At 65.1% G+C, this 12,722-nt stretch carries 9 protein-coding genes and 2 pseudogenes; 7 read left to right on the top strand and 4 right to left on the bottom strand.

Annotation, left to right across the window (positions count from 1 at the left end; translation table 11 throughout):
* The coding region (locus tag U5775_RS37870) for a hypothetical protein (protein ID WP_322063251.1) at window positions 1–408 on the bottom strand (408 nt) is incomplete at its 3' end.
* 158 nt (window positions 409–566) lie between these two features.
* On the opposite strand from U5775_RS37870, the gene U5775_RS37865 reads away from it, so the two are divergent.
* The 4 genes and pseudogenes from U5775_RS37865 to U5775_RS37850 form a co-directional block, all read left to right on the top strand.
* Window positions 567–731 carry a hypothetical protein gene (locus U5775_RS37865; protein WP_322063250.1) on the top strand — a complete coding sequence of 55 codons (165 nt, stop codon included), beginning with the start codon at window positions 567–569 and terminating at the stop codon, window positions 729–731.
* Between the two features lie 243 nt (window positions 732–974).
* Window positions 975–3,959 (top strand): ESPR-type extended signal peptide-containing protein, encoded by a 2,985-nt coding sequence (locus U5775_RS37860; protein WP_322063249.1) that lies wholly within the window; start codon window positions 975–977, stop codon window positions 3,957–3,959.
* A gap of 118 nt (window positions 3,960–4,077) precedes the next feature.
* Window positions 4,078–4,890 carry an OmpA family protein gene (locus U5775_RS37855; protein ID WP_322063248.1) on the top strand — a complete coding sequence of 271 codons (813 nt, stop codon included), beginning with the start codon at window positions 4,078–4,080 and terminating at the stop codon, window positions 4,888–4,890.
* Window positions 4,891–4,902: 12 nt separating this feature from the next.
* Window positions 4,903–5,163 (top strand): annotated as a pseudogene (locus U5775_RS37850) (OmpA family protein); the annotation flags it as partial.
* Between the two features lie 65 nt (window positions 5,164–5,228).
* Here the strand turns inward: U5775_RS37850 and U5775_RS37845 are convergent.
* Both U5775_RS37845 and U5775_RS37840 read right to left on the bottom strand, forming a co-directional pair.
* Window positions 5,229–6,011 carry a hypothetical protein gene (locus U5775_RS37845; RefSeq protein ID WP_322063247.1) on the bottom strand — a complete coding sequence of 261 codons (783 nt, stop codon included), beginning with the start codon at window positions 6,009–6,011 and terminating at the stop codon, window positions 5,229–5,231.
* Between the two features lie 125 nt (window positions 6,012–6,136).
* Window positions 6,137–8,515 (bottom strand): DNA polymerase II, encoded by a 2,379-nt coding sequence (locus U5775_RS37840; RefSeq protein WP_322063246.1) that lies wholly within the window; start codon window positions 8,513–8,515, stop codon window positions 6,137–6,139.
* Between the two features lie 158 nt (window positions 8,516–8,673).
* On the opposite strand from U5775_RS37840, the pseudogene U5775_RS37835 reads away from it, so the two are divergent.
* A pseudogene (locus U5775_RS37835) lies at window positions 8,674–9,027 on the top strand (c-type cytochrome); the annotation flags it as partial.
* Window positions 9,016–10,224 carry a c-type cytochrome gene (locus U5775_RS37830; protein WP_322063252.1) on the top strand — a complete coding sequence of 403 codons (1,209 nt, stop codon included), beginning with the start codon at window positions 9,016–9,018 and terminating at the stop codon, window positions 10,222–10,224. The pseudogene U5775_RS37835 and the gene U5775_RS37830, both read left to right, overlap by 12 nt.
* 64 nt (window positions 10,225–10,288) lie before the next feature.
* Here the strand turns inward: U5775_RS37830 and U5775_RS37825 are convergent, their stop codons facing one another.
* Window positions 10,289–11,278, bottom strand: a complete 990-nt coding sequence (locus U5775_RS37825) for a helix-turn-helix domain-containing protein (RefSeq protein ID WP_322063245.1) — start codon at window positions 11,276–11,278, stop codon at window positions 10,289–10,291.
* Window positions 11,279–11,908: 630 nt separating this feature from the next.
* Between U5775_RS37825 and phaP the strand changes: the two genes are divergently transcribed.
* Entirely contained in the window at window positions 11,909–12,469 is a 561-nt protein-coding gene (gene phaP / locus U5775_RS37820) for a TIGR01841 family phasin (protein ID WP_322063244.1), read from the top strand.
* Window positions 12,470–12,722: the final 253 nt, after the last annotated feature.

Here is a 12,722-nt window from a genome sequence, read left to right as displayed (position 1 = left end):
TCCGCCGCTCATGTTCAGCATGGGCATCGAACTATCGCCGGAGCCAGTCTGGTTCGGGAACGGCATCGAGCTGCTGTAATAGCCGCCCTGATTCCAGAACGCCGTCGAGTTATTGAGGCTGCCGCCCTGATTCGGAGACGTCATTGAGCTGTTGAAGTAGCTTCCCTGGTTCCAGGAACCCATCGACAGATTGGCGTTGCCGCCTTGATTCGGAAAGGTCGGCGAGCGATCGCCGGGGCTCCTCCAGCCGATATCGCGGGAGCCGTTCTGGATCGACGAGGGAAACCAGGGCATCAGATTTTGCCGTGCGAAAGACGACGAAGACGACTGAAACGCGCTACTCCGGAGCGGAGTGATCGGCTGGTCATTGATCTGAAAATTCTGACTGCTGTTAAACGATACTGACATGGCTATTTTCCTTTCAGGGACTGCCGGTTGGTCATGGACATCGCACACGAGAAGCGATGGCCCGCGCGTGGGGCCATGCTGTCTGGCGTGCAGCACTAATCTAGCCAGTGGTCGCGTGCTCCATGTCCTATTTATTCAAGATTTCATACGGAATCTTTGTGCTCAACAAAGCTCCGGAGCTATGGCGGAATTGCAACATGTGTGCTGTTGCGGCGGCGCATCCGGCGTTGTCGAAAAACGCCGAATGGCACTCTCTGCTGGCTTATGAAGCTGTCTTCGTCGCCGAGGTCAATATCCGGCAAAACCTTTTCTGGCATGGATGACAAGACGCTCGATAATTAAAAAGGAATCCTGTTTTTGTCATTGAATATGAGGGGATGGGTATTTGCGCTTTAAAATGGCGGTACATATTTATATATTGATCGAGATTAGTGTTTCCAAATTTCCCCGTTTGCCGCGCCATATTCAATGAATAGGATGTGCCGCAGATTTGCTGATGCCTGATTCGAATCATTGGATTCGGACTGCAAAGCGAATGCCTGTAACGTCAACAAACGGGAAAGCGTATGAACAGGACATATCGATCTGTATGGAACGAGTCGGCCGGGGCGTGGATGGCCGTGCAGGAGAACGCGCGCGGCCGCGGCAAGGGCAAGGCCAGGGCCGGCGTCGTGCAAGCGATGAAGGCGGCTGCGCTGCTGGGCCTGGGGGCGCTGGCGTTGTCCGCGCAGGCGGCGGAAACGCCCGTGGAGGAAAGCGGGGTGCCGGCAGGCAGCACCGTCACCGATCCGGTTGCGGATGCACGCGACGCGGCCCTGCGCACGCTCCTCTCGGCTGCCGTCCTGGGCGTGCCGGAATCGGCATTCGGTACTTCGCCCGCCGTGTCGCGCGCGGGCCTGCTGGCGGCCTCGGATTCGACGGCCGGTTCGGGTGTCGATACTTCGGGTCTGACGCGCACATACGACACGGCGGCCTATTACTCGCAGGTCGGCGGGTATGCCAACAACGTCGCATTGACGCCGCCCACGGACCGCGCGATGGTCGGTCCGGGCGCCGTGGCCATCGGCTCGAATACGATAGCGCGCGCCGCGGCGAGCACGGCGGTCGGCGTGCAGGCCTACGCCTCGGCCAACGACGCCGTCGCGCTGGGCTCGGGCTCGGTCGCGAATCAGGCCAACACGGTTTCCGTGGGCAACGACGGCACGACCTCGCGAACCGCCATGGACGCGAACGGCCAGCCGTACACGCTCGCGAACCCCGCAAACACGCGCCGCATCGTGAACATGGCCGCGGGGCAGGCCGACACCGACGCGGTGAACGCAGGCCAGCTCCGGGCCGTCGCGAGCGCGCTGGGTGGCGGCGCCGGCGTGAACGATGACGGCACGATCATACGCCCGGGCTACGCGCTGAGAGCGGGGACGTTCGCCGACGTCGGTGCGGCGCTGCAGGCGGTCGATCACGCGGCCGCCGCCGATTTCGCGGACAGCGTGAAATACGACACGTCCGCGCATATGCGCGTGACGCTCGACGGCGGCGCGAACGGCACGGTGCTCTCGAACGTGGCCAACGGGGTAGCCGACCGCGACGCGGTGAATCTCGCGCAGTTGAAGGCAGCGGGCCTGAACGTGGACACGGGCGGCAACGTGATGAACGCGTTCGTCGCCTACGACGACGCAACGAAGTCCACCGTCACGCTCGGCGGCGCGAACGGCACGCGCATCACGAATCTGGCCGCCGGCGCAGTGACGGCATCGAGCGCGGACGCCGTCAACGGCGCCCAGCTATACCGGGGGCTGAGCGGCGCCGCGTTCGCACTGGGCGGCGGCGCGGCGGTCGATACGGACGGGTCGCTGAAGGGGCCGTCCTATGTGATTGGCGGCTCGACGTATGGCGATGTGGGCAGTGCGTTGAAAGCGATGGATAACACGGCGACAACGGGTCTCGCGGATAGCGTGAAATACGACACGTCCGCGCATGCGCGCGTGACGCTCGACGGCGGCGCGAACGGCACGGTGCTCTCGAACGTGGCCAACGGCGCGGCCGACCGCGACGCGGTGAACCTCGCGCAGTTGAAGGCGGCGGGCCTGAACGTGGACACGGGCGGCAACGTCACGAACGCGTTCGTCGCCTACGACGACGCAACCAGGTCCATCGTCACGCTCGGCGGCGCGAACGGCACGAAGATCACGAACCTCGCCGCCGGCACCGCAAACAGCGACGCCGTGAACGCCGGGCAATTGAGCGCGCTTGCCGCCACGCTTGGCGGCGGCGCCGGCATCGCGGCGGACGGCACCATCGCGGCGCCCGCCTATCACATGCAGGGCGGCACGCAGCGCACGGTCGGCGGCGCGCTCGACACGCTCGATTCGGGCCTCACGTCGCTCCAGCAGCAGATCGCCGGCTCGGGCCTCGACCTCGTGGCGCAGGACCCGGTCAGCCGCGCGATCAGCGTCGGCGCGAACACCAACGGCACCGTCGTCAGCTTCGCTGGCACCGCGGGCAACCGCACCCTGACCGGCGTGGCGGCGGGCGCGGTGAACGCCGCGAGCGCGGAGGCGATCAACGGCGCCCAACTCTACGCCAGCACCGCAAGCACGGCGGCCGCGCTGGGTGGCGGGGCGAGCGTGCGCGCCGATGGCACGCTGGCCGCGCCCACGTACACGATCGGCGGCGCGACGCTCAATAACGTGGGCGCGGCGCTCACGAATCTGGACGGCCGCGTCACGCAGAACACCACGCAGATCACGAACCTGCAGCAGACGATCACGAATATCGCGGGGTCGTTGGCGAACGCGGTGCAGTACGACTCGTCGGCGCACGACAAGGTCACGCTCGGCGGCACCGATGCAGCCGGCGCGGTCAGGCTCTCCAATCTCGCCGACGCCCTGCTGGGCGCGACCAGCACCGACGCCGTCACGGGCGCGCAGCTCTACGCCACCAACGTCCAGGTCGCCAGCATCGAGCAGGCGATACAGAACGTCTCCACGAGCCAGACGCCGTACGTCGCCGTCAGTTCGCCGAACGGGCCCGCCACGGCCACGGGCGCGAATACGCTGGCGGTCGGCGGCGGCGCGCTCGCCAGCGGTACGTCGTCCACGGCGCTCGGCGACCGCGCGCAGGCGAGCGCCACGAACGCGGTGGCGCTGGGCGCGAACTCGGTTGCCGACCGCAACGACTCGGTATCCGTGGGCAGCGCCGGCCACGAGCGGCAGATCACCAACGTCGCGGCCGGCACGGCGCCCACCGATGCCGTGAACCTCGGCCAGCTCAACAGCGCGATGGGCGGCGTGAACAATCGCATCGACGACGTCGATCACAGCGCGCGGCGCGGGATTGCGGCGGCATCGGCGCTCAACATCGTCACGCCGTATCTGCCCGGACGCACCACGCTGAACGCCGGCGTCGCGACCTATCGCGGCCAGGCGGCGCTCGGCATCGGCGTGTCGCGCTGGAACGCGAAGGGCAGCGTCAACTACAACCTGGGCGTGTCATCGGCGGGCGGCAACAGCACGATCGTGCGCGCCGGCATCGGCATCGTGTTCGGCAGCTGACGCAGTAGGGGCAGCCTTCGCGGCGCGGCCGGCGCGAGGTCCGGCCGCGCCCGCAGGCGCGCCCCGCATTCAATCTCCGCACGGACGAGCCGTGCGGCCCCTTCCATGGGCAATCAACATGAAATACACAGTCATGGCGATCGCGCTGACGCTCGCCATTGCCGGCTGCGCGTCGCAAGCGACGCTCGACGCATTGCAGGTGCAAGACCCCACCGCACTCGAAAACGGTCCGGGCGCGTCGCAGAGCGCTCAGGCCGGTGCAGTCACTGAAACCTGGGTGGTCGCCTATCCCGGCAGCGTGAGCGGCGCGCGCCTCGATAACGCGCAGCGACGCCTGCAGGCGCTCGGCGCGCAACAGCACGGTTATTTCGGCGCGAAGGCGCAGTGCTGGCTGTACGCGGCGCGCGAGGAGCAGGCGCAGTACAACCAGTGGGGCTTTGTCGACGAGGCCACGCAGCAGGCCGAGCAACTGATCGGCGCGCTCGAAGGCCAGCGGCAGCCGGGTGCCGACAACCCGAAGCTGCGCACGGTGTCGACGGTGCGTCCCGATCTGTGGCGCAAGCTGCTGGCGGCGAAGGCGTCGGCGGGATTCGCGGCGTGCCCGCAGGCGCACGCGCTGGTCGCGTGCTCCGAAGTCGCGCTGATGCATGCCGGCCACGAGGCGTGGACGCGCTTGTTCGACGCGAGCGCACTGCGCGCGGCCGAGGTCGAGCAGCAAATGGCAGCGCTGCCCGCCATGCTGAACGCGTGCCAGCCGCCGAAGGCCGTGCCCTACGTGCCGCCGAAAATCACGCTGCCCACCGACATGCTGTTCCAGTTCGACCGTGGCGATCTGGCCGGCATGCTGGCGCAAGGGCGCGAGAGCCTCGCGACGCTCGCGCGCGAGATCGTCGCGGTCGGCGACGTCGCGGCAATCCGTGTGGAAGGCTAGACCGACCGGCTCGGCGGCGATCGCTACAACGAGCGGCTATCGCAACAGCGTGCGGACACCGTGGCCGGGTATCTGCGCGGGCAGGGCGTCGCCGGCGTGGCGATGAGCGCGTATGGGCGCGGCAAGTCGAATCCACTCGTTCAGTGCAGCGAGCGCGACCGCGAGGCGCTGATCGCCTGTCTCGAACCTGACCGGCGCGTCGAGTTGTCGATCTCGCGCAGCGATCGCGCTCAACCGCGGGTGCAGCCGCAACGCGTTCCGCCAGGCCGATAGCCTGGCCGCCGCCGTGTTAGCGGGAGGCAGGCAGCGGGCGCACGCCCAGGCGTTCGTCCGGTGGCTCACTTCATCGGCAGCACGGCCGGCGTGCGCATCCGCATCCGGTACAACGACACCGCCTGGATCGCGAGCGCGCAGAAAATCGCGCCGCCGTAAGCGATCACGAGATTCGTGCGCGTCAACGCGAGGCTCAGCACGTAGAAAAACGTGGCGAATCCCAGCAGCCCCGCCACCATGCCGCGCATCAGTTGCTGCGGGGCTGCATGGCCCACCATGCGGTGCGCGAACACCGCGAGGATGATCGCCATGAACGGGAACGATGCGAGCACGCCGCTCGCCTCGGGCCCGACGTAAGGCGCGATCAGCGTCACGCCGACCACGAGCGCGGCAATGAGCACCATGCGCGCGGGCAAATCCCACCACGGCGGATCGAGCCTCGCGCTGCGGGCAGCCTTGTTGGGGATGAGAGCGAGCGCGAACGCGACGGCCACCACGGCGAGGATGAACAACGCGGTTTGCTGCAGCCCGCTCCATTGCAGCAGGACCGCGACGACGGTAAACGTCGCGCAGGCGCCGGCGAGCGCCACGCGCCATCCGAGTGCTGCCAGTCTGCAATAGACGAAGCAAAAAGCCACTTGAGCGACCGTCGCGACGAGCGAGCCCGCTGTCGCCTGCGCGGCGAACGCCGGCCCGTGCTCGAGCGAAAGAAACACCGAGATCGGCCCCGACGTGAGCGGCAGCCCGACCATGAAACCGCCGATCACCTGGCCCCAGCGGCGAACGGCGAGACTGGCGGCCAGCAACAAGAGCGGCGTGACGACGAGCTTGAAAACGAGGAGATCCATGATGAGCGATACGAAGCGGAGATGGCCGTGTGTTCGTTGAACAAACGCTTGATCGTCATATGATACGTGAGTAAAACTCGCGTCCGCAGGGGGCCGCTATATTCGACCGGCTTGCGCTTTCACCGCTAGAACAGACTCGCCTGCCCCGAAATCAGCGTTTCGAATTCCTCGCGCAGGAACGGCAGAATCGCATCGGCCACCGGTTGCAACTGGCGGCTCAAATAGAACCCGTAATCGAGCGGCGAACTCAGCGTTTCCAGCGGCTCGGGGCCCATCGTCGTCATCACGTAGCTGATCCAGCCGCCGTTTTGATACTGCAGCGGGCGGCCCCTGGAGCGATTGAATTCGTCGGCGACGCGCGCGGCGCGCACGTGCGGCGGCACGTTACGCTGATATTCGCTCAGTGGCCGGCGCAGCCGCTTTCTGAATACGAGCTGCTCGTTGAACTCGCCGCGCAAGGTGCGCTGCACATAATCGCGCACGTAGTCCGCATACGGCTCGCGCTTGAAGACACGCCGATACAGCTCGCGCTGGAATTGCTGGGCGAGCGGCGTCCAGTCGGTGCGCACGGTTTCGAGCCCCTTGAACACGACTTCGTCGCCGCCGTCTTTCGTGCGCGCGAGACCCGCATAGCGCTTCTTGCTGCCTTCTTCCGCGCCGCGCACGGTCGGCATGAGAAAGCGCGAATAATGGCGTTCGAATTGCAGCTCCAGCGCGCTTTCGAGACCGAAGCGCTCGCGCAGCTCGGCCTGCCACCACCGGTTGACGTGCTCGACCAGCGCGCGGCCCGTGCGCGTGGCGTCGTCTTCCGTATGCGCGCGCTTGAGCCAGACGAAGGTCGAGTCGGTGTCGCCGTAGATGACGTCGTAGCCTTGCGACTCGATGAGCTCGCGCGTCTTGCGCATGATCTCGTGGCCGCGCATGGTGATCGACGACGCGAGACGCGGATCGAAGAAGCGGCAGCCCGTCGAGCCGAGCACGCCGTAAAACGCGTTCATGATGATTTTGAGCGCCTGCGAGAGCGGCGCGTTCTTCTGGCGCTTGGCGTGCTCGCGGCCTTCCCAGACCTGGCGCACGATCTCGGGCAGGCAGTGCATCGTGCGCGAGAAGCGTGCGCCGAGAAAGCCGGGCACGGATTGATCGTCGGTGGACCCGCGCAGCCCTTCGATCAGCCCCACGGGATCGATCAGAAACGTGCGGATGATCGAGGGATAAAGGCTCTTGTAGTCGAGCACGAGCACCGAGTCGTAGAGGCCAGGCCGCGAGTCCATGACGAAGCCGCCCGGACTGTTTTCGCCCACCACGTCGCCGAGATTGGGCGCCACGTAGCCGAGTCGGTGCATGCGCGGCAGATAGAGATGCGTGAACGCCGCAACGGAGCCGCCGCTGCGGTCGGCCGGCAGCCCCGTGACCGAGGCGCGTTCGAGCAGGAAGGCCATGAGTTCGGTCTTCTCGAAGATCCGCGTGACCAGTTCGCAGTCCTTGAGGTTGTAGCGGGCGAGTGCGGGTTTGTCTTCGTCGAAGCGGCGCTGGATTTCGTCCATGCGCTGATACGGATTGTCGATGGACTTGCCCTCGCCGAGCAGCGTTTGCGCGACCGATTCGAGGCTGAATGACGCGAAGCTCCAGGTGGCCGAGCGCAGCGCCTCGATGCCGTCGATGATGAGCCGGCCCGCCGCGCCCGCGAAGAAATGGTTCTGGTTGACGCTGTGCTCGCGCCATTCCATCACGGCGCCGCCGCGTCCGAGGCGCAGCGGCACGCCATATTGCTGCGAATGCGCGTGCAGCACGCGCAAATCGAACTGCACGAGATTCCAGCCGATGATGGCGTCGGGATCGTGCTGCGCGAGCCATTCGTTCAGGCGCGTGAGCATCTGCGCGCGGCTCTCGCAGTACTCGAAGTCGAAATCGAGCCCGCTTGCGTCGCCGTTTGCGGGCGCGAGCATGAAGACCTGGCGCTGGCCGCAACCCTCTAGCGCGATCGAATAGAGTTCGCCCTGCGCACTCGTTTCGATGTCGAGCGAGACGAGCCTGAGCGTCGGGCGATAGTTCGCGGCGGGCTTGAGCTCGGCGTCGAGCAGCACGCCGGAAGCGTCGGGCGTGCCGCGAAACAGCACGGGCGCCGTGATGAAGCGCTCCATCATGTAGCGTTCGGGCGGCTGGATATCGGCTTCGTAGACGTCGACGCCCGCTTTCGCCAGGCGCTTCGCCGTGCCCGCAAGCTGGCGGTATTGCGGCGCATAGAGGCCGAGCACGGGCCGCTGCCGGAAGTCCTTGAGATCGAGCGGCCGCAGCTCGGCGCCCTTGTTGCGCTCGAGCGCGCCGAGCGCCGCCTCGCGATGCGCGGCGGCCACGAAAGCGACCGACGTTTGCGCTCGCAGACGCAGTTGCCGCGGACCATCGGGCGTCGCCAGCCAGAAGTCGACTTCGGTATGGTGGGGCGTGTCGCGCCAATGTCGCGTCAGAATGAAGCCCGGCTCGAAGCCGGGTTGATGCTCGGTCACTGTGCGTACCCGCAGGCCTGTGTGTCTGCCGAAATTGTAACGCCCCGCGCCGGCGCGATCGTGCGGGGTTGGCCATCGTGGACGCGCGAATTTCGCCGCTTGAGCGAAAATAGCGTCGGGACACGAGCACGACGACAAGAAAGATCATCGGAGACGCAATGAATTTCACAAGACTCGCACGAGCGACACGAGGCGCCACGGCACTGGCGATGACGATTGCGCTGGCGGCGCTGGGCGCATCGAGTGCGTATGCACAGCCAACACCGTCCGCGCCGCTGGGCCGGACCATCGCCATGCAAGGCACCGCCAACGGCGTGCCGGCGTGCATCAGCTGTCACGGCGCCAATGGCGAGGGCAATGCAGCGGCGGGCTTTCCGCGGCTGGCGGGCCTGGGCGCGGACTACTTCGAGGCGCAGCTTGCCGCGTTCGCCGACGGCAGCCGCGAAAACAGCGTGATGCAACCGTTCGCGAAGAACCTCTCGGCCAACGAGCGCAAGGCCGTGGCGCAATACTTCAGCAGCCTGAGCGCGCCGCAGGGCATACGCACGCAAGATCTCGCCGATGCCGCGCCCGCCGATAGCGGCGCCTGGCTCGCCACGCGCGGACGCTGGCAGCAGGATCTGCCCGCCTGCGTGCAATGCCATGGGCCGGGCGGTAGCGGTGTGGGCACCGCGTTCCCGCCGTTGGCCGGGCAGCCCGCGGCCTATATCGAGGCGCAGCTCCATGCCTGGAAGAACGGCAAGCGGCCGCCCGGCTCGCTGGCGCTGATGCCGGCTGTCGCGAGCAAGCTGAACGACGCCGATATTCATGCTGTCGCGCTGTACTACGCGCAGCAGCCGCAGGCCGAAGCGAGCGCGGCGGCCGCCGCATCGCCAGCCCAACCGCAAACGCAGCCGCAACCGAATGCGGGAGAGCAGGGCGCGTCATTCCAGCCGCCTCCCGAAAGTGCCATGCCGGCCGGCGATTTCGGCAAATCGGTGAAACTCGGCGAGCAGATTTTCCTGCACACGGGCCAGTACGCCGGGAAGTTCGTGGGCAATTCGCTCAGCTGCGCGAATTGCCACCTGGATGCGGGGCGCAAGGCCAATTCGAGCCCGCTATGGGCCGCGTTTGTTTCGTATCCCGCGTATCGCAGCAAGAACGGGCACGTGAACACGTTCGCGGAGCGGCTGCAAGGCTGCTTCAACTACAGCATGAACGGCAAGGCGCCGCCGCTGGGCGATCCGGTGCTGGTCGCGCTGGAAAGCTATTCGTACTGGCTGGCCACGGGTGCGCCCGTCGGCGGCAAGTTGGCCGGCAAGGGCTATCCGAAGCTGCCCGCGCCCGCGCAGAAAGCCGATTACGCACGCGGCGCCGCCGTTTATACGCAGCATTGCGCGTTGTGTCACGGGGCGGACGGTCAGGGTAAAAGCAGCAACGGCCAGACGGTCTTCCCGCCGCTATGGGGCGCGCGATCGTTCAACTGGGGCGCGGGCATGCACGAGATCCAGAACGCCGCCGGCTTCATCAAGGCGAATATGCCGCTGGGTCTCGGCGGCACGTTGACGGATCAGGAAGCATGGGACGTCGCCACGTTCATGGACAGCCACGAGCGACCGCAGGACCCGCGCTTCACGGGCTCGGTCGCGCAGACGCGCGCGAAGTATCACGATTCTCCGCACTCGTTGTATGGCACGGAGGTGAATGGCCATCTGCTTGGTAGTCCTTGACATCATTCCTCGATAGCCGTTCTTGATGCTATCGAGCGGCGGGCCGGTTTCGGCCCGCCGCGGTTCACAAACTGAATTGCCGGAAATCGAGCGGCGACATCTCATAGGCGCGCCGGAATGCACGATTGAAATCCGACGCGCTGTTAAAGCCCAGGCCATAGGCGATTTCGATCACGGCTTTATGAGGGTAGCGGCGCAACTCCTCTGCGGCCTGACTGAGCCGGCGATTGCGAATATAGGCCGCGAGACCGCCTTCGTTTTCGAAGAGACGATAGAGCGTGGGGCGCGATAGCGGCGACGTGCGCAACACGCTTTCGGGCGAGAGGTCCGACTCGTGAAGATTCTCGTCGATATAGCGCCGCGCCTGAGCAAACGCAGCCGCCCGCACCGCCGCGCGCGCGTTGCCGGTGAGCCCCGCCTCCTTGCCGAACGCCGCGCCGATCAATAGCGCGCACGCGCGCATGGCCTCCGAGGATTCGCTCGTGCTCATGTGCGGAATGTTGCGCGCGAGTTCGGCGAGTTGCGCGGGAATCAGGCGCGCAATGGGCGAGCGATATTCGATCACGCTGCCATGAATCGATTCGGGTTCCGGCAGCACGGACGCAAGCAGCGTGCGCGGCAGAAAGAGCGCCTGCAAGCGGCAGCCGCTGCGCGTCATCTGCATCGGCTGCCCCATGTCCAGCGCGACTATGCCCGGCGCCGACTGCATGGCGACACGTTTCGGATGCGTGCCCGTGCGTGTTTCGATTGCGCCGTCGACGAGAATGTGAAAAGCATACTGGCGCACGGTGTCGGTGGAAATGCGCGCGGCGGAGCGCGATTGCGATACCGGATCGGTGCGGCAATCCATGAACGTCAGATCGCCGCCGCGCCAGGCGTCGATGGTGCCGTGAAAGCCGCGCGCCTGATCGGCACGCGAGATCGGCACGTCGAGAAAATACCCGATGCGCTGACGCCACGCGAGCAGTTGCTGGTGAGGCGCCTCATGTTCGGTGCTGAAGCGATCGCGCAGATTGCCGGGCGATTCCGCGTCCTTTAAGAGTTCAGTTTTCACGATTCGAACGAGCCGGGTTAATTTCGATGCCACGAGCCACGAGCCACGAGCCACGAGCCACGAGCCACGAGCCATGATCCGTGCACGCGACGCACTCACCGGTATATCGGCAGGCTGCTCAAAAGCATTAATTTTCATATCTTTAAAATTAATGCTTTATGCCATTTTATGCATTGCTTATTTAAAAAATCAGCATTCGAAGAATGCGTACACTCGTACGCAATTGTGTTGTGCGAATAGTCCCTATTCCGCTAAACGGTATTGCCTTCGGGCCGAATGAGATACGGTATCGCCTGTGCCGATTCACGGCCTATGCCGCGTTGAACCCATGCCACACGGGCGATTTGCGGATTGGGGTCGATGCCGTCTGGGGGCAAGCATCGCCGGGCGGGGCGCACGTATTCCGCTTAGCAAAGCAAGAAATGAATCAGGGTGCATGGAAATAAGGGTTTATACCTACCCCTTCTTCCACAAAATTGTTAAATTCTCCGCTTAGAATGAACCTTCTAATTTCGCCAGCGCAGTGACGTACGCATTTCGACTCGCGCTGCGCGTCGTGTTTTTAGGGTCGTGTTGAGCGGCGGCCCACAATTCAATCTACTTCGCATCACTAACCATGAGGCATAGCCGATGACCGAGCCCGTGACTTTTTCAGCCCCCGATCGTCTCCGCGCCCACTATGAATCCAGTGTCGCGGTATTTTTTGCGCTGGCCAAGCCGGCGTTCGAGAGCTTCGAAGCCACCATCGCGCTCAACATGCAAACGGCCCGCGCGGCCATCGTCGACAACGAAGCCACGCTGAAGAGCGCGCTTCAAAGCAGCAATCCGGTTGAGCTTTTCACGCAGCAGTTGAACGCCTCGCAGCGGGCGGCTTCGAATGCAATGTCGTATGGGCGCAAGCTCTTCGATATCGCGGTCAATACCCAATCGGAATGGACCCAGGTCGCGCAGGCGCAAACCGAGCGCCAGGAACAATGCGTGAAGGCGTTTGCCGAACGCTTCTCGCAAGGCGCGCCCGTTGGCGCCGAGCCGTTCGTCGCCGCCATGAATTCGACGTTCGCGGCTTTTGGCAATGCGGCCGATTCCATGCGCACGATGACCCGTCAAGCGATCGAGGCCGCGCAAGGCCGGTTCGATACGGTGGCTGCCGCAACGCCGCGTGCCGCACAAACGAGGCACGCGGCGAACTGATCGCCGGGGGCTGCCTCAGCGAACGGCGCGGGTGCAAATGCAGACTGACTGCACCGCGCCGTCCGCCCCCTTCCTCGCTTTCAATTCATACCAATTCGACGCGCTTATTTAATGCGCGCATTCTCTGATTTGTCATCTTCGTGTGACAGGACACAGCTACGCTCTTCGGAAAGTGGCTGTGGCGCCCCCCGGTTCCCGTATCGCGCGGGCATCGTGAGCATTTTTAACGCAGGAGTGGAAATTGACTGACATT

This window comes from Paraburkholderia sp. J63 (assembly GCF_905220245.1).
Lineage (GTDB): Bacteria > Pseudomonadota > Gammaproteobacteria > Burkholderiales > Burkholderiaceae > Paraburkholderia.
Note: the sequence above shows the minus strand (reverse complement) of the source record. Positions and strands in the feature narration are given on the sequence as shown.